The 19,921-nt window shown below is 50.0% G+C and carries 21 protein-coding genes; 15 read left to right on the top strand and 6 right to left on the bottom strand.

Annotation, left to right across the window (positions count from 1 at the left end):
* Position 1 precedes the first annotated feature (1 nt).
* The 11 genes from ACKPCD_RS13675 to ACKPCD_RS13625 all read left to right on the top strand — a co-directional run bounded on the left by ACKPCD_RS13675 (position 2) and on the right by ACKPCD_RS13625 (position 10,772).
* Positions 2–814, top strand: a complete 813-nt coding sequence (locus ACKPCD_RS13675) for an aminotransferase class IV (protein ID WP_321433532.1) — start codon at positions 2–4, stop codon at positions 812–814.
* Positions 815–877: 63 nt separating this feature from the next.
* Complete coding sequence (locus tag ACKPCD_RS13670) at positions 878–1,741, top strand: tRNA 2-thiocytidine biosynthesis TtcA family protein (RefSeq protein ID WP_321433531.1); 864 nt, start codon at positions 878–880, stop codon at positions 1,739–1,741.
* Positions 1,742–1,787: 46 nt separating this feature from the next.
* Entirely contained in the window at positions 1,788–2,252 is a 465-nt protein-coding gene (locus ACKPCD_RS13665) for a hypothetical protein (protein WP_276645215.1), read from the top strand.
* A gap of 30 nt (positions 2,253–2,282) precedes the next feature.
* Entirely contained in the window at positions 2,283–2,843 is a 561-nt protein-coding gene (locus ACKPCD_RS13660) for an NUDIX hydrolase (protein WP_276645217.1), read from the top strand.
* A gap of 172 nt (positions 2,844–3,015) precedes the next feature.
* The gene (locus ACKPCD_RS13655) at positions 3,016–3,900 is read left to right on the top strand and encodes a VOC family protein (protein WP_321433530.1); all 885 of its coding nucleotides are present in this window, start codon (positions 3,016–3,018) and stop codon (positions 3,898–3,900) included.
* A 41-nt stretch (positions 3,901–3,941) separates the two neighbouring features.
* A complete protein-coding gene (locus ACKPCD_RS13650; RefSeq protein WP_321433529.1) occupies positions 3,942–5,138 on the top strand; it encodes a bactofilin family protein in 1,197 nt (398 codons plus the stop codon).
* 100 nt (positions 5,139–5,238) lie between these two features.
* Complete coding sequence (locus ACKPCD_RS13645) at positions 5,239–5,493, top strand: DUF6718 family protein (protein WP_068561902.1); 255 nt, start codon at positions 5,239–5,241, stop codon at positions 5,491–5,493.
* Positions 5,494–5,695: 202 nt separating this feature from the next.
* A complete protein-coding gene (locus ACKPCD_RS13640; protein ID WP_068561898.1) occupies positions 5,696–6,607 on the top strand; it encodes a LysR family transcriptional regulator in 912 nt (303 codons plus the stop codon).
* Between the two features lie 201 nt (positions 6,608–6,808).
* Positions 6,809–7,708: a methylenetetrahydrofolate reductase [NAD(P)H] gene (gene metF, locus ACKPCD_RS13635; protein ID WP_321433528.1), complete on the top strand. Its 900-nt coding sequence runs from the start codon at positions 6,809–6,811 to the stop codon at positions 7,706–7,708.
* On the top strand, positions 7,705–8,370 hold the full coding sequence (locus ACKPCD_RS13630) for a vitamin B12 dependent-methionine synthase activation domain-containing protein (protein WP_321433527.1): 666 nt from the start codon (positions 7,705–7,707) through the stop codon (positions 8,368–8,370). The genes metF and ACKPCD_RS13630 overlap by 4 nt, the downstream gene beginning before the upstream one ends.
* 20 nt (positions 8,371–8,390) lie before the next feature.
* Complete coding sequence (locus ACKPCD_RS13625; protein WP_321433526.1) at positions 8,391–10,772, top strand: homocysteine S-methyltransferase family protein; 2,382 nt, start codon at positions 8,391–8,393, stop codon at positions 10,770–10,772.
* A 57-nt stretch (positions 10,773–10,829) separates the two neighbouring features.
* On the opposite strand, the gene ACKPCD_RS13620 is transcribed toward ACKPCD_RS13625, so the two are convergent.
* On the bottom strand, positions 10,830–12,068 hold the full coding sequence (locus ACKPCD_RS13620) for an OFA family MFS transporter (protein ID WP_198143342.1): 1,239 nt from the start codon (positions 12,066–12,068) through the stop codon (positions 10,830–10,832).
* A 244-nt stretch (positions 12,069–12,312) separates the two neighbouring features.
* Between ACKPCD_RS13620 and ACKPCD_RS13615 the strand changes: the two genes are divergently transcribed.
* Entirely contained in the window at positions 12,313–13,446 is a 1,134-nt protein-coding gene (locus ACKPCD_RS13615; protein WP_321433525.1) for a Maf family nucleotide pyrophosphatase, read from the top strand.
* A 72-nt stretch (positions 13,447–13,518) separates the two neighbouring features.
* On the opposite strand, the gene ACKPCD_RS13610 is transcribed toward ACKPCD_RS13615, so the two are convergent.
* Entirely contained in the window at positions 13,519–14,088 is a 570-nt protein-coding gene (locus ACKPCD_RS13610; protein WP_086989249.1) for a sugar O-acetyltransferase, read from the bottom strand.
* A gap of 169 nt (positions 14,089–14,257) precedes the next feature.
* On the opposite strand from ACKPCD_RS13610, the gene amrB reads away from it, so the two are divergent.
* Both amrB and ACKPCD_RS13600 read left to right on the top strand, forming a co-directional pair.
* The gene (gene amrB / locus ACKPCD_RS13605; protein ID WP_321433524.1) at positions 14,258–14,746 is read left to right on the top strand and encodes an AmmeMemoRadiSam system protein B; all 489 of its coding nucleotides are present in this window, start codon (positions 14,258–14,260) and stop codon (positions 14,744–14,746) included.
* Between the two features lie 65 nt (positions 14,747–14,811).
* On the top strand, positions 14,812–15,819 hold the full coding sequence (locus tag ACKPCD_RS13600) for a methionine adenosyltransferase (protein ID WP_321433523.1): 1,008 nt from the start codon (positions 14,812–14,814) through the stop codon (positions 15,817–15,819).
* Between the two features lie 133 nt (positions 15,820–15,952).
* Here ACKPCD_RS13600 and queC read toward each other — a convergent pair whose 3' ends face one another.
* The 4 genes from queC to ACKPCD_RS13580 form a co-directional block, all read right to left on the bottom strand.
* Positions 15,953–16,612 carry a 7-cyano-7-deazaguanine synthase QueC gene (gene queC, locus ACKPCD_RS13595; RefSeq protein WP_321433522.1) on the bottom strand — a complete coding sequence of 220 codons (660 nt, stop codon included), beginning with the start codon at positions 16,610–16,612 and terminating at the stop codon, positions 15,953–15,955.
* A 9-nt stretch (positions 16,613–16,621) separates the two neighbouring features.
* Positions 16,622–17,122, bottom strand: a complete 501-nt coding sequence (gene queF / locus ACKPCD_RS13590) for a preQ(1) synthase (protein ID WP_321433521.1) — start codon at positions 17,120–17,122, stop codon at positions 16,622–16,624.
* Positions 17,123–17,140: 18 nt separating this feature from the next.
* Positions 17,141–17,638, bottom strand: coding sequence for a QueT transporter family protein (locus ACKPCD_RS13585; protein ID WP_321433520.1), 498 nt, complete (start codon positions 17,636–17,638; stop codon positions 17,141–17,143).
* Between the two features lie 154 nt (positions 17,639–17,792).
* The gene (locus ACKPCD_RS13580; protein WP_321433519.1) at positions 17,793–18,890 is read right to left on the bottom strand and encodes an RNA-guided endonuclease InsQ/TnpB family protein; all 1,098 of its coding nucleotides are present in this window, start codon (positions 18,888–18,890) and stop codon (positions 17,793–17,795) included.
* Between the two features lie 434 nt (positions 18,891–19,324).
* On the opposite strand from ACKPCD_RS13580, the gene ACKPCD_RS13575 reads away from it, so the two are divergent.
* A complete protein-coding gene (locus ACKPCD_RS13575; protein ID WP_321433518.1) occupies positions 19,325–19,801 on the top strand; it encodes an SRPBCC family protein in 477 nt (158 codons plus the stop codon).
* The last annotated feature ends 120 nt before the right edge of the window (positions 19,802–19,921 follow it).

The raw sequence follows: 19,921 nt of genomic DNA, 5'->3' as shown, positions 1-19,921 counted from the left end.
AATGCAAGTATTTTTGAATAATGCCTATCTTGAGGAAGATGCAGCATTGATCAGCCCACTGTCCCCGGGTTTCATGTACGGATACGGGGTTTTTGAGACGATCCGTGTCTCCGGTAAACAAGTGTTGTTTCTGGACCAGCACTACACACGCATGGTCCAGGCGCTGTCGGTTCTGGGGATGGTTTGCCCTTATGAGGAAAATGAGCTCCAGCCGATCGTCGAAAAATTACTGGAGCTGAATGGCGTTTCCGAAGGCTTCGTAAAGGTCGTCTGCAGCAAACCGACCACTAAAAAACAGACACAACAGAAAGCGGATATCCTGATCCTGACAGGAACGAAAACTTACAAAGAGGAATATGCGAAAGGCTTGAAAGTATGTCTGGCTGATGCGAGAAGGAACGAATTCTCGAAAATTGTCGGCATCAAAAGTATGAACTATGCGGACAACATTCTGGAAAAGGAAGCGGCCGTTCAGAAAGGCTTTGATGAAGCCATCTTTTTGAACACGCATGACCATGTTTCCGAGGGGTGCGTTTCGAATGTTTTTTGGGTGAAGAACGGAATCGTATACACTCCGTCGCTGCATTGCGGTATCCTGGAAGGAACGGCTAGAGCGCGGATAATCAAGAAATGCGCTGCATTACAGATTCCGTTCCAGGAAGGAGCGTACGGTCTGGAAAAACTTTTGAGTGCGGATGAAGTATTCGTCACAAATGCCCTGATGGACATCATGCCGGTGAGTCTTCTTGAGGAGCGTCATTTGGACCTCGGGGCATATCAAGTGGTGCCCCAGCTCCAGGGAAACGGGCGCTAACCGGAGCAAATGATACACATTAAAATCAACCGGATAACCTGCAAGAAAGGAAACCCTTATCAAATGGAAAAATGCGATCAAATCGAAAGAAGCCTCATCAAAAAATACCGGAAACCCTTATGGCGGCCCTTCATCAAAGCGATCCAGGAATATGACCTGATCCAGAACGGTGATAAGATAGCCGTCTGCATCTCCGGCGGAAAAGATTCGATGCTGCTGGCCAAACTGATGCAGGAACTGCAACGGCATGGTCCGCTCCGGTTCGAGTTGGTCTTTTTGGCGATGAATCCGGGCTACAGCGAACAGAATCAGCAACAGATTTTGGACAATGCCGCATTGATGGACATCCCGCTGACTGTTTTTGAGTCCGCTATTTTCGATGTCGTGGAGAATGTGGATTCGTCCCCTTGCTATCTTTGCGCGCGCATACGCAGGGGCAACCTGTACCAAAAAGCCCAGGAAATCGGCTGCAACAAGATCGCTTTGGGCCATCATTTCGATGACGTCATCGAGACGATTCTGATGAATATGTTTTACGGCGGAACGATCGAGACGATGATGCCGAAACTGCACAGCCGGAACTTTGAAGGGATGGAGCTGATCCGGCCACTTTATCATGTGAAGGAAGCAGATATCATCGCTTGGAAAGACTATCATCAACTGACCTTCCTACAGTGCGCTTGCCGTTTCACGGAAATGTACGAAAATCAACCGAGCGATCTGGGAGGTTTTAAGCGCAAAGAGGTGAAGGCATTGATCGGGCAACTGCGCGAAACGAGTCCGCTTATCGATGCGAACATTTTTCAGAGTGTGCAGAGCGTGAACCTCGAAAAGATCATTTCCTGCCGCGATGGGGAAGGAAGGCATCATTTTCTTGAAAAATACGCTGATGGGGCTGAACGCCCGCAGCCGGATATGGTAGAATGAACCGAGCCTCCGCAAAATCGGAGAACATTAACGAGGAGTGAATAAAATGACCCTGTCATTCGAAGAAAAAAAAGCGATATTTGATGATTACGAGGAATTGACGGCTGTACCGGTTTCGATGAACCGGATCAATTATCATTTCAATGCGAGTGCGGTGGACCACAAGATAGTTGTCCGCTTCCTGCATCCAAACGGCAATGCCTTCATTTATGCAGGCTATCTGCCGAAAGAAGAGACGGATAAGGGCTATATTTCCGTATTGGAAAGCGACGAAGGAACGATCCGTTTCCTTTTGGAAAAGGCGATTTCCTTCCTGAAAAAAACCGCAGACGGCTATGTGGAAGGTTACTCGGAAAAATGGGTGGACCGGTCCGGAGATGTTCTGTTGCTGATCTACGATAATCCGATGTGGTCGGTTGCGTTGAAGAACGGTCAAATGGAAGGAATCTTCAAGACACGTGATGCGGCTGTCGGTTATCTGAATGATGAAGGTTTCTCGCGAACCAATTAACCGCTAAAAGCATGTGAAAGGAGGGCCGTCATGGAAATCAGACAATTGCTTGCGGACTATTCTCCCTTTAATGAGCAGGAAGAAAAAGATCGTGAGCTGATGCTTCGGTATCTAGATCAATTCGATAATTTGTTCAAGCGCGAGAATCAGTTAGCCCACTTCACCGCTTCGAGTTGGGTCGTCAATCGCGATCGTACCAAGGTGCTGATGGTTTACCATAACATCTACCAGTCTTGGGCTTGGATGGGTGGTCACATGGATGGCGAAACCGATTTTCTGGCGACAGCCATCCGGGAAACGAAGGAAGAGACCGGTATCGAGCAGGTAACGCCGATATCGCAAGAGCTCTTTTCGCTCGAAATATTGAGTGTGGACGGGCACGTCAAAAACGGCAAACAGGTAGGGACGCATGTGCATCTGAACCTGACTTACTTGCTGGAGGCGGACGAAACGCAACAGACGAGCGTCAAACCGGACGAAAACAGCGGCGTCGCCTGGATGGGGTTGGAAGAGGCGCTCACCAAGTGCAGCGAGCCTTACATGAGGATCATTTACGCCAAGCTGAATGATAAATTGAACAGAATACAATAGCCGCTCAGCGCCGATGGTTCTCATTTTCCATCGCCAACGAAAAGTGGCATAATGGCAGTGGAGAGCATCGACTTCGCCGAAGAACTTCTTCGGCGGGTCGGTGCAGCCGCTATTTTTTTGTCCATTTGCACTGTCGGGATCGGTATGAAAAAGATCAAGGAGGATTTTATATATGAATAAAATTGTTCCGCATTTTTGGTTTGATACGCAGGCTACAGAAGCAGCCGAATTCTATACCTCGCTGTTCGATAATTCCAAAATCACAAACATCAGCCAAATCCAAAATCCACCACCATATGGAACGGCCGATATTGTCTCGATGACGTTGGCTGGTCAGGATTTCATGGCGATTGCGGCAGGTCCGTATTTCCGCTTCAATCCATCCATTTCCATCCGAATCGATTGCGCATCGATGAAGGAAGTCGATTTCCTTTGGGAAAAGCTTTCCGATGGCGGAACGGTGCTCATGCCGTTGGACGCTTATTCCTTCAGCAAAAGGTATGGTTGGACAGAAGACCGCTACGGCCTGTCCTGGCAGGTCATGCATGTCGGCGAACGGGAGATAGAACAGAAATTGACACCAACCTTGATGTTCACAAAAAAACAATGCGGCAAAGCAGAGGAGGCCATCCTTTTCTATGAGGCTGTATTTTCAGATACTTCAATCGATGCAATGGATTACTACGGAGTGGGTGAGGAGCCGGATGCGCCAGGGACGGTAAAGTTCGCTTCTTTCAAGTTGGAAGACCAAGCGTTCGCAGCCATGGACAGTGCTCAGGCCCATGATTTTGAATTCAATGAAGCCTTCTCTTTCATCGTCAATTGCGAAAATCAGGAAGAAATCGATTACTATTGGGAAGCTCTTTCTTATGTCCCGGAAGCGGAAAACTGCGGATGGCTGAAGGATAAATACGGGGTATCTTGGCAAATCGTTCCAACGGACATGAACGAGATGATGCAGACCGCGGATCTTGAAAAATTGGCACGCGTCACAGAGGCGACTCTGAAAATGAAAAAATTAGACCTTGGGGAACTGAGAAGAGTTTACGAAGGATAGTCAATTGGTCACTTGCGCTTTATTTGAAAGAAGGAAGCAAGATGAATAAGAAGGTTTGGTGGAAAGGGTTCTTCTGGAGCATCAACTTGTTATTTTTGGCGATTTTGTTGGGATTTTCAGGTGTTGCTTCGGCCACTACCATGAATGCGGAAAATTTGGATACTTTAGCTGCAGGTGAAACGATTGAAGGGCCTGGTTTCTTTGCGGGCAATGTGGTGAAGGTGGACGGAAATGTTGAAGGGACTACGTTTGTGTCCGGGCAGGATGTCCGGATCAACGGCAACATCAACGGCGATCTGTTCGTGGCTGCCCAATCGATTACCATCAACGGGACGGTGATCGGCAATATTTATGGAGCGGGGCAAGCGCTCACCTTTGATGGGCAGTCGGAAAGCGATGTTTTCTTTGCCGGTCAGAATATCGCCATCGGTCAGGATGCATCTGTAGGCAGGGATATCTTCGTTGCAGGCGCAACCATCCTGCAGGAAGGGGTTATCCAACGCAACCTCTTCGGGGGTGGAGCCGAGATTGTGCTCAGCGGCCAAATTGGCGGGGATGTCAATCTGCAAACGGATAGTCTGAAACTTCAGGACGGCGCGAACATAGCCGGCAACCTCAACTACAAGGGCGGAAACGAAGCTGACATCGGGGCTGGTGCAACGATCGCAGGAGACACGGATTGGGAATTTGCCGAAACGATGGATAGGGGAACAACTGTCATGCGGGAAACGCGCAGGCCGTTCATGACAGTTGTCTGGTTCCTCTGGAGTTTGGCGAGCGCTTTGCTGATTTGGTTCCTTATCCGGATCTGGCGCCCCGCTTTCTGGCAAAATACAGCCCGGCCATTGACTGAACGGCCGCTGAAGACGTTGGGAGTCGGTCTGCTGACATTGTTGGTGGTGCCGCCGCTGATCATCTTGGCGATGGTCACCGTCATCGGCATTCCGATTGCGATTATCCTTGGTACCGTCTATCCGATTGCTTTATATCTGTCGCGGATCATTGTGGCGGTATTCATCGGGCAGTGGTTGGCGAAACGCTTCAAATGGCCCGAGCTGCATAAAGGCGTCTGGTTGGTATTGTTGGGATTGATCATCCTCGGTGCTTTGCGGATGCCGCCTTACATCGGCTTCCTGAGTTCCTTGCTGATCGTGATGGCAGGGTTGGGATCGCTGGTGATGGCCCATCATCGGGTTGCACCTGAAACGGCAAGCGTGCAGACCGAGTTGGATCTGTAGCCGGATCAGCAGGATGGGAACAGGAATGGGAATGCGAACGCATCATTTTCTTTTACCAAGAATGCGGTCTGTTTGCTATAATGGACTTTGAGGTGAATTCATGAGATTCGTAGTGGCAAGGACATTCAAAAAGAACGGCAGTGCGGCAATCGCAATCGATGCAGTGCCATCCATTTTTGGCTATTCGGAGGAATTGGAGCAACGATTCGGCCGGAAAATCGAGGTGCTCCTCCTGAGCGGGGACTCCGCGGAAGCCTTGGAAGAGGCGTGGCCGGAGTACGCACCGATTGCGGTGACAGAAGACAAAGAAAGCTTCGAACGCATGATAGAAGAAAAAGTCAACCGGAAAAAATAGCATCGGATCGGCTTGGCAGCACATGGAAATGCTCCCAAGCCGGTTTTTTTCGATTTTACTCCGGTGAACGCTATCTTCACCGGAGCAGGCACCGTTTTTTCGATGCGCATCAGCCCGTCCTTGGCCGTGCGGGAACCCATCTGGTATAATCGGAGCAGAATCAAAAAAGCATGCCAAAGCAACGAGAGGAGAGGCAAGAAACATGACCTTAAAACAATTAAGATACATGCTAGCAGTCGCCCAATACAAATCGATCAACGAGGCCGCCAAAAAATGCTTCATTTCACAACCGAGCCTCTCGAATGCCATCAAGGACCTGGAGGAAGAAATCGGCCTGGAACTGTTCATCCGGACCGCCAAAGGCATCACACTGACAGCGGAAGGCAGCGAATTTTTGAAGTATGCCCAACAGGTGATCGAGCAAGCCGAATTGCTGGAACAGCGTTATCTCGACAAAAAACCGGCCAAACAGTTGTGTTCCATTTCGACCCAACATTACGCGTTCGCTGTCAGCGCATTCGTGAACATGATCAAAAAGAGTGGAGCGGATGAATACAAGTTCACGCTGCGTGAGACACGCACCCATGAAATCATCGAAGACGTCAAGAGTTTCCAGAGTGAAATCGGCATCCTCTATCTGGATTCGTTCAACCGCAATGCACTCCAAAAAATTTTGCGGGAGAATCAATTGGAGTTCCATCCTTTGTTCGAAGCAGAACCGCATATCTTTGTGAGCGTCCGCAATCCATTGGCGGCCAAACAAAGCGTTACCTTGGCGGATCTCGAGGATTACCCCTACCTGTCGTTCGAACAGGGCGAGCATAATTCCTTCTATTTTTCGGAAGAGATCCTCAGCACCGTTTTCCATAAAAAAAGTATCCTGGTCAGCGACCGCGCAACTTTGTTCAACTTAGTGATCGGCCTTGACGGCTACACTATCTCCACCGGTGTACTTAGTGAAGAGCTGAACGGAACAGATATCGTTTCCGTACCTTTGGATGTAGAGGACCGGATGGTGATCGGTTGGATCGCCAACAAGAAAGCCGGGATCAGCCGGCAGGCGGCCGCCTACATCAAAGAGCTGAAGGCAGTGATCCGGACCTATGGGAATTAAAAGGTCCGGTCTATTTTGGGTATAGTCTTTTGCTATAACTAAATATATTTTTTTGGTGTTACTCTATATCCTCATTCCATGGCATACTATTGGAAATAAATGACTTCTTTCGGGAAGTCATCAACTGACATGATCAATCATACACAAAGTAAGTGCGCTTGAAAAATTGCCACTTTGAACAAATTGAGGGAGGACATGGTTATGAAGATTAGAGAGATGATCAGCAAAGGGGAACCGACCGTTTCATTTGAAATTTTTCCGCCGAAAAGCAGCTATGCCCTTGAGACGGTATTCGACACCTTAACTGAATTGAAGGACCTGCATCCCGATTTTATTTCCGTGACCTACGGCGCTGGCGGGACAGCCCAAAGCAACACGGTCGAAATTGCATCGCGTATCAAAAAGGATTTCGGCATCGAATCGATCGCCCATTTGACCGGCTGCACCTCGACAAAAGAGGGCATGAAACGGACACTGGCATCGATCAAGGATAGCGGAATCGAAAACATCCTGGCTTTGCGTGGGGATATCCCGCAGGAAAAATTGACGGACAAAAATTGGAATCCGGAATACCGTTATGCTTCCGAGCTCATCGACGACATCAAAGCAGCAGGCGATTTTTCGATCGGAGCTGCCTGCTATCCGGAAGGACATGTCGATTCCATCAACAAAGTGGATGACCTGAAAAATCTGAAAAGGAAAATGGACCATGGCGCTGACTTCATGATCACGCAGCTTTTCTACGACAATGATCTTTTCTATCAGTTCAAGGAGAAACTGGATCTTGTCGGCATCGAACAGCCGGTCATCGCCGGGATACTGCCGGTGCTGAACATCAAACAGGTGAAACGGATCCAGGAAATTTCCGGCTGCAACCTGCCGCCGAAATTTCTGCGCATACTTGATAGATATGCGCACGATCCGGCATCACTGCAGGAAGCCGGTATTGCTTATGCAGTCGATCAGATCATCGACCTGCTATCTTCAGGTGTGGATGGTGTGCACATCTACACGATGAACAAGCCCGACGCGACAAGAAGAATCATGGAGAACATCTCCTGTGTACGCAAGGCGGTCTGCAGAAAAGAGCCGCAAAGATGAAGACGGATCTGAAGCTGGTCGCAAAGTATTTGGGCTTCGGCAACAAACAACCGGACGAACGGACAAAGCACGATATGGAGAGGATCGCCGCTCAGTTTGAGCAGGCGATCACTGGGAAGTGGACTTATGGGCAGTATCTTCTGGACCACTCCGTTGAGGGACTGATCACGCTGGAGGGGACCGCAGTTGTGCTGGAAGGGAAAAGCATCACCCGCACGCTCAAGCGATGTAAAGAGGTCTACATCATGGTCTGTACATTAGGCGTGCAGGGAGACCTCCTCATCGAGCGCAACAAAATGATGTCGCCGACCTTGGGCATGATCGCTGATGCCTGTGCGTCCGCATTCGTCGAGACAATTGCGGACAGTTGCCAGCAGGAAATCGAAAGCCAGCTGCCAGCGGGATTCGCATTGACTTTCCGTTACGCGCCCGGATACGGGGATCTGCCTTTGGCCACCAACAAAACGCTGCTAGGGGAATTGCAGTCGGACAAGCGGATCGGGGTCCATCTGACGGATTCGATGCTGATGACGCCAAGAAAATCAATCGTGGCGATTTTAGGCGTTCTGGAGGAAGGCATCTCCAAAGGCAAGAATCATCGCTGCGGAAACACAAGTTGCAGCGAATGCGATCTGAACGACAGCTGCACGGCCAGAAGTTAAGCTAGGGGGGACAAAAAATAATGGATATCAGAAAACAAATCGGCGAAGAACTGCTTCTCTTCGATGGAGCGATGGGTACGATGCTCCAGGCATACGGGATGAAAGCAGGCCAAAATCCGGAAGCGTTGAATCTGGAAGATCCCGAGCTGCTGGGCCGGATTCATCGGGAGTACGTCGAAGCCGGTGCGCAGTTCATCACGACAAATACTTTTGGTGCGAATGCCTACAAACTGGAGGAGACCGGTTACTCCGTTACGGAAGTGATCACTGCTGCTGTTGACATCGCCAAAACGGCAACGGCAGGGACCGAGGCGAAAGTGGCGCTCGATATCGGACCGGTCGGAAAGATGATGAAACCGATCGGATTGCTTGATTTCGACCAGGCTTACGATTACTTCCGCGAACAAGTGATGATCGGGGCTGCGGCCGGAGCGGATCTGATCCTCATCGAAACGATGTCGGATCTGGCGGAAATGCGCGCGGCCGTGTTAGCGGCGAAAGAAAACAGCGACCTGCCGATCTTTGCGACGATGACCTTTACGGAGGACGGCAACACTTTGACCGGAACCGAGCCGGAAATCATGGCGCTCTCCGTGGATGCATTGGGTGTAGATGTGCTGGGCGTAAACTGCTCATTGGGGCCAAAGGAATTGATTCCCATCATCAAAAGGATTTTGGCCTTCACGAATACGCCGGTGATGGTGCAGGCCAATGCCGGTATCCCTGTGACGGAAGCTGGGGTCGCCAAATATAACGTCGTTTCCAAGGATTACCTTGAGGTGGCCAAGGAATTGGCCGGTTTGGGGGTCTCCGTGATCGGCGGGTGCTGCGGCACGACTCCGGAATACATCCGTGATCTGCAGCAGGCCAAGGCGTCTTTTGTGAAAAGAGAAGCCAATAAATTGAAGCGGTACATCTGCTCGGCGCAGAAAAAAGTTTGCCTGGACGGCCAGATCACCCTCATCGGGGAGCGGATCAACCCGTCAGGCAACAAGGGTTTGAAGGAACAATTCGTGGCAGGCAATCCCTTGGCGGCCATCAAAGTCGCTTTTGAGCAGGTCCAAAAAGGTGCGGATGTTTTGGACGTCAACACCTCTTTGCCGATGATCGACGAAACGGACTATATGACAAAAATCATCGATGGCATGAGCGGTCTAGTGGAAGCGCCGCTCCAGTTCGATTCGACCAAACCGGAAGTGCTTGAAGCAGCTTTGAGGCGCTACAGTGGTGTCGCAATCGTCAATTCGGTCAACGGGAAAGAATCCTCGATGGCCGAAATCTATCCGATCGTCCAGAAATACGGCGCCTTTGTGGTTGCCTTGTGTCTGGATGAAGCGGGCATCCCGGATGACGCTGACGGCCGGACCAAGGTCGCCCAGAAATTGATCGAGCGAGCGGAAGCGTATGGCATCGGTGCAGAGCGCTTGTTGGTGGATTGCCTTGTGCTCACTGCGGCAGCCCAGCAGAAAGCGGTCATGGAGACGTTGAAGGCATTGCGTTGGGTCAAGGAAAACACGAAGGCGTTGACTACTTTGGGGTTGAGCAACGTTTCCTATGGACTGCCTTTCCGAGCCTTGATCAACCGAACCTATTTTGCGATGGCCCTGACTTCGGGATTGGATACGGTCATCATCAACCCAGGGGCCGACGGAATCGTCGACACGATGCGCGCCTTCAATGTTCTTTCAGGGCAAGACGAAGGTGCCATCGACTATATCGACTACAACAACAAAAAGGCTGTGGTCAAATCCGATGGTCCCAAGCAGGAAAACGTCGTCCGTTCCTACCGGGAAATGCTGTTGGAGGGCGATGAAGCTAGGATCATGAAGGCAACCAACGCGCTGCTTAAAGACAATACGCCATTGGCTGTCGTGGACGATCACATCGTGCCGGCATTGGATGAAGTCGGCAAACTCTATGAGCAGAAAAACATCTTCCTGCCTCAGCTGATCCGCGCCGCCGAAACGGCCGGTAAAGCCTTCGAGACGATCCGTGCAAAACTTGCTGGAGGCAATGAGAAGCTGGAATCGAAGGGAACCATCGTGATGGCTACCGTAAGAGGGGATATCCACGATATCGGAAAGAATCTGGCGAAAGTTCTGCTTGAAAACTATGGATACGACGTCATCGACCTGGGCAAAGATGTTCCGATCAAAGAGGTTGTGGCGGTCGCCAAGCAACATCAAGTCAAATTGGTCGGGCTGTCCGCGTTGATGACGACGACCGTCACTGCGATGGAGGACACAATCACGGCCCTGCGCGAGGCGGATTTGTCTGTGAAGGTCTTCGTCGGAGGAGCCGTACTGACAGAAAAGTACGCCAAAGCCATCGGCGCGGATTACTACTGCAAAGATGCCCGAGCCGGTGTCACAGTAGCCGAAACAGTTTTCGGACAAGCTTAAAAAAATCCGGCGACGAGTCATACGTGATGACTTGTCGCCGGATTTTTATTTGTTGTGTCAGTGGTGGACGGGATGTCTCTTTTTTTGGTCCGATTTTGCCCGTAACAGGAAAGCGCTGATGAAGAAAGCGACAGCATACATCGCCAAGATGGCATACAAGACATTGTTATACGAGCCGGTCTTCGCGATGATGAGGGCGCTCAGCTGGTTACCGGACAAACCGGCAAAAGCCCAAGCCGATAAAGTCAGTCCATGGACAGTACTGATGGTCTCCATTCCGAAGCGGTCCGCCAATAGCGGTGGAAGACTTGAAAAACCACCGCCGTAACCGGCGTTGATGACACATAGCAACAAAATGATCAGCGGCGCGATGGCATTGTCCACTCCGTTCGCTAAAAGCGTAATCGTCGTAGCTCCAATCGATAGCCCGAAAATCCAAATATAAATGGTATTCCGGTCCTTTAGCCTATCGGCGAACGCCGAAAATCCGAGCCTTCCGCCGGCATTGAAAATCGCAGTCAAGGAACTGATCGTGGCAATTGCGCCAAAACCAATGGAATGAAGCAGATCCTTTTCCTGGGAGATGAGTGCCAGTCCGCAAGTGATGTTGAGATAAAACATCAGCCAGATGCCGATGAATGTCTTATTCTTGAAGATATCAAGCGTATGGGTGCCTTTTGCCTGTGCGCTCACTTCGACCCAATCCGCCGGCTTCTTCAAAAGAAGATGACCCGCGAACATCATGATGAAGTAGACAACAGCCAGGATGTAGAATAGCTTGTAGAGACGAGAAGGATCAGCGAGTGTACCGTCTGAGTTTGTTGCACCCAGCAACATCTCGATGATTGGGCTGGCGATTACTTTGGCCAACCCGAACCCTGCAACCGCTATTCCAGTGGCGAGGCCTTTGTTATTCTTGAACCAAAGCATCAAGGTCTTTACCGGCGAAAGATATCCGATACCGCACCCGATGCCCATCAAAACGCCATAGCTCAGGAAAATCCCGATCAGCGACTTTTGCTGGATGAAAAAGCCGGTACCAGCCATTCCTGCTGCGAAGCACACAGCTGCAATCAAGGAAGCCTTATGGATATCCCTTTCGACGATTTTACCGGCGAAAGCTGCCGACATCCCGAGACAGAAAATTGCCAGACTGAAGGCCCATTCGACCTCGCTTTTCGGCCTTCCGATATATTCGGCGATTCCTCCTTTCAGCAAAGACCAACAGTAGACTGTGCCGATGCTGCAATGGATCAGCAGTGCCGGGATAGCGGCTCGCATCCATTTATTTTCGATATTGTTCATTTTGAAGCCCCCCTTAGGCAATCATAATATGGATTGCGTGAATATTTTATCAAGCTATCGTAATCATACTCTCGATCCGCAGGGGATGCAATCGCTTTCCTGAACAGTGAGAGAGGGCGGTTTGTCTAATCCGGACAATGTTTTTTCCCTAGGAGGCCGCCCAGATGGAATTCTCTGGAAAAATCGAAAATTTGTCGGTAATATGAACTATGTACAGAAAGGGAGGAATCAGCGGATGAAAGTTGAGATCAGGAAAGCGGATCTTCAGGATTTGGTTGCATTGAAAATAATTGAGGATGCGTGTTTTCCGGAAGCCGAGGCAGCGACGCTAGCATCACTCAGCGAGCGGATGAAACTGTTCCCTGAAAGCTTCCTTGTTGCCGAAGTCGAGGGCGAATTGGTGGGGTTCGTGAACGGGGCAGTCATCGATGAACCGATCATCCGCGATGCCCACTACCATGATGCTGGCCTGCATAATCCGGAGGGTGCTTATCAAAGCGTATTCGGTTTGGATGTGGATCCGGCTTTCAGAAGGCAGGGAATTGCGGAAAAGTTGCTTATGGCACTGATAGATGCCAGCAGGAAAGCGGCCAGAAAAGGCTTGACGCTTTGCTGCAAAGAAGAAAAGATCCCTTATTATGAGAAATTCGGGTTGGTGAACAGCGGCAAATCAAGTTCAACGCATGGGAATGCTGTTTGGTATGACATGATTTTGCACTTTGAAGAAGAAAGGGTAGAACAAATGAATCCGAAAATCATATTGGCGAGCCAATCGCCAAGACGCAGCGAGTTGCTGTCCTTGTGCATAAAGAATTTCGCGGTCCAGGCTGCGGATATCGACGAAAAAGCGATAGAAGAACGCATCCTCGCCGAAGCGGGACAGGATCCGTTCGTTGAAACGGCCACTGAGCTGGTGGAAACGTTGGCGCGGGAAAAAGCGGCTGTTATCCACCGTGAGAACAGCGAAGCGATGGTCATCGGCTCCGACACTGTGGTCATGTTGGACGAAAAAATCCTCGGCAAACCGGTTGATGAGGCCGATGCCTATGCGATGTTGCGCGCACTGGCTGGTAAGACCCACTCGGTCCTGACCGGCGTCAGCATTTTATGGGGCGAAAAGGAAGAGACCTTTGCTTCTGAGACGAAAGTCAGCTTCTTTGAGTGGGATGATCGCATGGAGGCGGAAGTGAAGGCATATGTGGCATCGGGCAAGCCGATGGACAAAGCCGGAGCATACGGCATCCAAGAGGAAGCTGCGCTTTGGGTTTCCGGGATCGAAGGGGACTACAATACGATTGTCGGGTTTCCAGTCGCCTTGGTCGATAAAGCCATCCATCGGTTGCTGACGGAAGCACAGACAGAGAAGTAGTTGTTGAAAGCAAAGAAACGATCGCGCTCAGTTGGATGCAGCTTACGCGATCGTTTTTTTTTACTCGTGTATTTAGGACTTGGCTTCGGAAAGTTCGATTTGGCGGATGACGCGCGCCGGGTTCCCTGCAATCACGACATTGTCAGGAAAAGATTTAGTCACGACACTGCCCATACCGACGACAACATTGTCCCCCAGCGTGACCCCCGGACCGATCACGGAAGAGCCGCCGATCCAGACGTTGTCACCGATCGTGATCGGTTTGCCGTACTCCGTTCCACTGTTCCGTTCGACCGGATCAATCGGATGGGTGGCCGTATAAAAGCTGACGTTCGGTGCGATCATCACGTTGTTCCCGAATGTGACCGGGCAGGTGTCCAGTATCGTGCAATTGAAGTTCGCATAGAAATTCTCGCCGACAAAGATATTGGAACCGTAGTCCAATGAAAGCGACGGCTCCATGTAGATTTTTTGGCCGGTCTTCCCGAACCAGTTTTTCAACAGCTCGCTGCGCTTGCGGGGGTCTATTTCGTCGTTGAATGCGCGCATGTTTTCACGTGCGTTCTGCCTTAAGGCGACGAGCTCCGCATCACCGGCCAAATAGGGTTCTCCGGCGATCATTTTTTCTTTTTCTGATTTCATTTTATACGCTCCTGACATATAGTATTTTTACTAATTATAGCCCAATATTCACCAACTTGATCAATAAAATGAATCAGAGGCTATTTTACTTTTTCGTTTACAAAAAAATTTATGCCAGTATCAAGGCATGGTGGATTTTTCGGAAATCTGCCTGTTAAATTTTTGTATTGTGAAACCGCATGAAGGCCACGGTTTTGAAGTGCCCATGCATTATCTCGACAGACAACTGCCGCCCAACCTGGAAACGGAAAAGATTTTGGTGACGGTGCCTTCCTACGAGCACTACTATGAATGGGGAAAACGTTATGGGGAAGCTTACGACCGATCGGATCTGCGCACTGCCATCATCGCTTCTTCCGATCTGTCGCACGTGCTGAAGCCGGAGGGGCCTTACGGCTACCATTCGGCGGGGCCTTTGTTTGATAAATTAGTGGTCAAAGCCATTAAGGAAAAGGATGCCGGACAGCTGTTGCGGTTGGATGCCGGGTTCCTTGAAAGGGCGGCGGAGTGCGGGTTGCGCTCCATCCTGTTCCTGATGGGAGCGTTCGAAGGCAGGGCATATGAAGCGGAAGTGCTCTCCTACGAAGGTCCTTTCGGGGTCGGTTACCTTGTCGCAACCTTCATGCCTTCGGAGTCCGAAGGCATGAAGGTTGCGTGAAGTTTGTAAAACAAGTTTTTGGAAGGTTGTGTCATTCATTTTTTAATAAAAAGAGGCGATAAAGTATGAAGAGAACATTTTTCACCTCGGAATCGGTCATGGAGGGGCATCCGGATAAGCTCTGCGATCAGATAGCCGACGGGATATTGGATGCCATTCTGAAGGAGGATCCGTTCGCGCGGGTGGCTTGCGATGTTTCCGCCAGTACTGGTTTGATCACGGTTTTCGGCCAGATCACGACTGTCAGCACGGTGGATATTCCGGCCATCGTGCGGTCCATCATTCAGGCTGTCGGCTACACGGACAGCGACTTTGGTATCGATGGGAAGGCTTGTTCCGTCCTGATCGGTTTGGACAGGCAATCAGCGGATATCGCTGCAGGGGTCGGCTCCTCTTTGGAAAAGCGGCTCGGATCGGACGATGAAGCGGACCAATTGGGAGCAGGTGATCAGGGATTGATGTTCGGCTATGCCTGCAAGGAAACGCCGGAGTTGATGCCGCTGCCGATCATGTTGGCTCATAGGCTGGCCAAAAAGGTTGCTGAGCTGCGGAAATCAGGGGAACTGCCCTATCTGAGGCCGGACGGAAAAACGCAGGTGACCGTGGAATATGCGGACGGCCATGTCAAAAGGATCGAAGCGGTCGTGATCGCCTGTCAGCATGACGAATCGGTCGATCAGGAACGGATCAGGGAGGACATGCTTCGAATGGTGATTCCGGCCGTTATCCCGGCGGAGCTGTTGGATGATCAGACGAAATATTTCGTCAATGCCATCGGAGTGGCGAGGCCCGTTTCCGTCCGTGTTGAAACGTTCGGGACGGCTAGCCTCTCCGAAGAATTAATCGAAGAACTGATCAATAAGCACTTCGACCTGCGCACAGCCGCAATCATCCGCGATTTCGATCTGCGGAAGCCAATCTACAGAAAGCTTGCTTGTTATGGTCATTTCGGCAGGCCCGAATTGGATCTTCCTTGGGAGCGTACCGATAAGGCCGATTTGCTGGCTGATGAAATGAAAGCTTTGAATAATGATATGGAAAATCAGGAAGGGAATGCTGGACAAGGACAGTAAGCTGGATAGGCAGGCAAGCAAACGTTTGCTTCTGTATGTATGGTGACCCAGAGACTGGACAGTTGCCTTTGGTGAAAACAAATAGCCCTCCGGATGATCCACAGCAGCGGAACAGCCAGAGGGCTATTTTTTCTTATTTATTCAAATATTCTGCCAGTCCGGCGTTGCGGAGTTTGCAGGAAGGGCATTCGCCGCAACCACCGGGGACACCCATATAACAAGTATGGGTATGTTCCTCGATGTAGGCGAGGCAACCCAACTGATCCGCCAGCTCCCATGTCTGGGCCTTTGTCAGGTACATCAACGGCGTTTCGACGTTGAAATTGTAATCCATGGCCAGGTTCAGGGTTACGTTCATCGATTTGACGAACACATCGCGGCAGTCCGGATAACCGCTGAAGTCTGTTTCGCACACGCCTATGATGATGTTGCGGATGTCTTTGGACTTGGCAAAGATGCCGGCCAGCAACAGGAACAGAGCATTCCGACCGTCGACGAAGGTATTCGGGTAGTCTTCGGCATCTGCTTCCTTGATTGTCTGCGACTCGTCCATCAAGGCGTTCGTCGTGACTTTACCCATGACCTGCGCGTCCAGAATGTGGTGTTCGACCCCAAGATCTTTGGCGATCCATGCCGCACGTTCCAGTTCGATGCCATGGCGTTGGCCGTAGCTGAAGGAAAGGGCTACGGTGTTTGCCGCGCCGTACTTTTGGATGGATTGGATCAGGCAAGTTGTGGAATCCTGCCCGCCTGAAAAGATGACCAAAGCTTGTTTTTGCGTTGTCCCATTCACCTGTTCCATCTAGCGGTTATCGACTTTCTCAGGATAAAGATCGTGCTGCGCCAATCGTTGCCAAGCCACGTCTGCCCATCTTGTGTCAGGTTTGCCGTAGTTGCAGTAAGGATCGATCGAGATGCCGCCTCTCGGTGTGAATTTGCCCCACACCTCGATGTATTTCGGCGCCATCAATGCAATCAGATCCTTCATGATGATGTTCATGCAATCCTCGTGGAAGTCGCCGTGGTTGCGGAAACTGAAAAGGTAGAGTTTCAACGATTTGCTTTCGACCATGATCTCTCCCGGGACGTAGGAAATGTAGATGGTCGCAAAATCGGGCTGTCCCGTCATCGGGCACAGGCTTGTGAATTCGGGGCAGTTGAATTTCACAAAGTAATCATTGTCAGGATGCTTGTTCGGAAAAGTCTCGAGGACTTTCGGATCGTAGTCCTGCGGATATTTAGTCTGTTGGTTGCCCAATTGGGTGAGGCCGTTCAGATCGGCTTCATTTCTGCCTGCTGTCATTGTGGTTCCTCCTTGCGCTTAGGGTTTTAATAGTGCACTTTTGTAGAATCGTTTTTCCAGTGCCTGCACCAAAAAGTAGCCGACGAATGCCGGTACCGATTGGCCGATGCAGAGGCTGACGACAAGTGGCAGGAACGGGATGGCCAACAGTTGCGACAGGTAGATCGGCACAACGATTCCAGGGATGAAGATGATCGGCAAAATCAGACACCACTTCGGCAGGTTGTATTTGCGGACAGCGTAAACGAGCGAAGCCGTGAAGATACCGACGAGGGTTCCTCCAAGCATGTCAATGATCCCAAGTCCGCCGAAGAACAGGTTCGACATAAGATTGGCGAGACCAGCCGGGATGATCAGAAACGGGTTAAAATAAGCTAGGGCGTAAAGAGTTGTGGCGATGCGGATTTGATATTGTCCAAAAGCGAAAGATTGCGTCAGAGCCATGATGACGATGTACATAGCGATATACATCGCTGAGAAAGTCAATTTTTGTGTTTTTGTGAATGTTTTTTGCATCAGTCCACCGTTGCCATAAATCTAACTAAATCTAGTTTATGTTTGCTTCCCTGTTCTTCGTGCCCGATTTGGTCCTGACGGACTACTTTCGTTTGATGCAGCACTCCGAGGGCGTAAATTCCGATGCAACGAATCGTACATATCCGAGCTACCGTTAGACTGCTTGGTAATCCCTCAGATTATAGCTTGCGTTCAGATCCCTATCGCAATGGTGGCCGCATGTGCAGTGGTAGACCCTGTCACTGCGTTTCAGGTCCTTTTTGAGCGATCCACAGTTGTTGCACAACTTGGAGCTCGGAAACCACTGGTCTGCTTCCACAAATTCAATGCCATTTAGTTCGCATTTGTATTGCAGGCATTGTTTGAAGAAATAGAGTTTCTGATTTGCGACCGCCTTAGCCAAATGCTTGTCTTTCATCATGCCGCGGATGTTCAGCGTTTCCATCACAATGCGGGAGGGTTTGGATTTCACGATCTCCGCGGTTGTTTGATGGACATGATTGGTTCGGATGTTGGCTAAGCGTCTGTGCTGCCTTCGGATTTCACTTTCTAGATTTAGGAGATGTTTAGATTTAGGCGTTCCTTTTTTGTATTTTTTGCTTGCACGCCGCTGCAATCTCTTGAGGCGTCTCTCCGCTTTCCTCACGGAGGCTGTCTTGTTGATGTTGTTGTAAAAAACACCATCGGAGGTGACAGCTAACTCCTTGATGCCGATATCCACCCCGACATTCCGACCATCCAATTTAACTTTTACCGGATTCACCTCGATGCCAACCGTCAGATACCAGTATTTGCCGTCGAATTTGATGCGCGGGTTGTAGTATTTGCAGTCCACGGGCAAAGGTTCGTTGGTTTTCACCCAACCGATTTTTTCCAACAGAACGTGGTTGCCTTTCACTTTCAGCTTGACACAGTCATTGTAGAAACTCGGTTTGGAGCGGCGTCTGGTCTTAAATCTGGGATGCTGAGCTTGCCCATTGAAAAAGGCTTTGTAGGCTCTGCAGGCATCCTTGACCGCTTGTTTGACAACGTTGTTGGACACGTCATTCAACCATTCGTATTTCTTACGTTTCTTCATCTTGGTGATGTGTCTGCGCAGACCATTATCGCTGATGAACGTCCCACCGAAGCGATGGTTCATTTCCTGCATTCGAATCGTGTAGTTGTAAGCCCAACGAGCAACGCCTGCTGCTTGGTAGAGTTTGGAAGTTTCGTCTGTAACAATCAAACGGACCTTCTTAGTCAGCATCATCTCGGATCATCCCTTTCTATACACAAAGTATAGAGGAAATGAAATCAAAAATAAAAGAATTGAATGCATTTGAGGAGATTTTTGTAGACTGTTTAAAAGCCTCATAATACTTTATTCAACGCCTTACAAGAATAGACAAAAAAAGACGCACGGATGCCGAGAAGGTTGTATCTAAGGATAACAAGCCATCTCAAAAAACATTCCTGCGTTTTGATTGCATGATTCTATTACCCTAGTTTTATTTAACGACAGGATGGTTACGAACTGTCCCGAACAGTTTAACAAATATCGGCGGAGTTGCCAAGTGCGGGTTCCGAAGTTTAGCGAGCCAAGTTTGTCTAAGGGGATTTATTTGATTATAATGAAGCTAAAGATAACGCTATCACAGTCGCGTATGGGGGCAGTAGGTTCAATCAGCAGGAAGGATGAATGAAATGGACTACATCAAAAGCCACATCAAGAAAAGTATTTTTATCGAAGCGCCGCTGAGCAAAGTATGGCAATACGCCGCCAATGTGGGGAATTGGCAAGACATTCATGAGGGCCTGAAAATCGTCAAGCAGATCAGCGGGGACGGCGGCCTGTCCAGTGTCTACAAAGCGGAATACGACATGTTCGGGAAAATGGTGCCGGTGAACATCGAAGTGCAGCAATCGGAACTGTTCCCCGATGAATTCATCATGCGCGCAGCCATCCGGGTGGACACGGTCGATCCGGCCGAGGATTCTTTCGTGCGGCAAAATTACACGGCCAAAGCGGAGGAAGGCGGAACGACCTTATACTCGGAAAGCATCCAGAATATTCCTTATGTAGATAAGAACAAAACATTCGACAAGGAAGCTTATCTGGAAAAACGCGATGAAATGGCGCAACAAGCGATCGAGCGGATCAGGCTGTTCTGCGAAGAGTGAACTGGCGCATGCGGCGATAGTGGAACTGGAAGCGGAACCCTTTGAGGGATTCAAACCCGGTTCCATTTTTTAATCCCATGCTGCACCCTGTTTTCACAAAAACGCGGATTTATTGATGTT

The organism is Trichococcus flocculiformis (assembly GCF_963662535.1).
In the GTDB taxonomy this organism is placed as follows: Bacteria; Bacillota; Bacilli; order Lactobacillales; family Aerococcaceae; genus Trichococcus; species Trichococcus flocculiformis.
Note: the sequence above shows the minus strand (reverse complement) of the source record. Positions and strands in the feature narration are given on the sequence as shown.

Excerpts from the sequence above, each read along its gene's own strand:
- ACKPCD_RS13580 (WP_321433519.1), bottom strand. The coding sequence starts at position 18,890 with ATGATGCTGACTAAGAAGGTCCGTTTGATTGTTACAGACGAAACTTCC.
- ACKPCD_RS13630 (WP_321433527.1), top strand. The coding sequence starts at position 7,705 with ATGAAGACGGATCTGAAGCTGGTCGCAAAGTATTTGGGCTTCGGCAAC.
- ACKPCD_RS13675 (WP_321433532.1), top strand. The coding sequence starts at position 2 with ATGCAAGTATTTTTGAATAATGCCTATCTTGAGGAAGATGCAGCATTG.
- ACKPCD_RS13640 (WP_068561898.1), top strand. The coding sequence starts at position 5,696 with ATGACCTTAAAACAATTAAGATACATGCTAGCAGTCGCCCAATACAAA.
- ACKPCD_RS13660 (WP_276645217.1), top strand. The coding sequence starts at position 2,283 with ATGGAAATCAGACAATTGCTTGCGGACTATTCTCCCTTTAATGAGCAG.
- ACKPCD_RS13610 (WP_086989249.1), bottom strand. The coding sequence starts at position 14,088 with ATGAAATCAGAAAAAGAAAAAATGATCGCCGGAGAACCCTATTTGGCC.
- ACKPCD_RS13600 (WP_321433523.1), top strand. The coding sequence starts at position 14,812 with ATGAAGAGAACATTTTTCACCTCGGAATCGGTCATGGAGGGGCATCCG.
- queF (WP_321433521.1), bottom strand. The coding sequence starts at position 17,122 with ATGACAGCAGGCAGAAATGAAGCCGATCTGAACGGCCTCACCCAATTG.
- ACKPCD_RS13575 (WP_321433518.1), top strand. The coding sequence starts at position 19,325 with ATGGACTACATCAAAAGCCACATCAAGAAAAGTATTTTTATCGAAGCG.
- metF (WP_321433528.1), top strand. The coding sequence starts at position 6,809 with ATGAAGATTAGAGAGATGATCAGCAAAGGGGAACCGACCGTTTCATTT.
- ACKPCD_RS13645 (WP_068561902.1), top strand. The coding sequence starts at position 5,239 with ATGAGATTCGTAGTGGCAAGGACATTCAAAAAGAACGGCAGTGCGGCA.
- ACKPCD_RS13655 (WP_321433530.1), top strand. The coding sequence starts at position 3,016 with ATGAATAAAATTGTTCCGCATTTTTGGTTTGATACGCAGGCTACAGAA.
- ACKPCD_RS13585 (WP_321433520.1), bottom strand. The coding sequence starts at position 17,638 with ATGCAAAAAACATTCACAAAAACACAAAAATTGACTTTCTCAGCGATG.
- ACKPCD_RS13665 (WP_276645215.1), top strand. The coding sequence starts at position 1,788 with ATGACCCTGTCATTCGAAGAAAAAAAAGCGATATTTGATGATTACGAG.
- ACKPCD_RS13670 (WP_321433531.1), top strand. The coding sequence starts at position 878 with ATGGAAAAATGCGATCAAATCGAAAGAAGCCTCATCAAAAAATACCGG.
- ACKPCD_RS13650 (WP_321433529.1), top strand. The coding sequence starts at position 3,942 with ATGAATAAGAAGGTTTGGTGGAAAGGGTTCTTCTGGAGCATCAACTTG.
- ACKPCD_RS13615 (WP_321433525.1), top strand. The coding sequence starts at position 12,313 with ATGAAAGTTGAGATCAGGAAAGCGGATCTTCAGGATTTGGTTGCATTG.
- ACKPCD_RS13625 (WP_321433526.1), top strand. The coding sequence starts at position 8,391 with ATGGATATCAGAAAACAAATCGGCGAAGAACTGCTTCTCTTCGATGGA.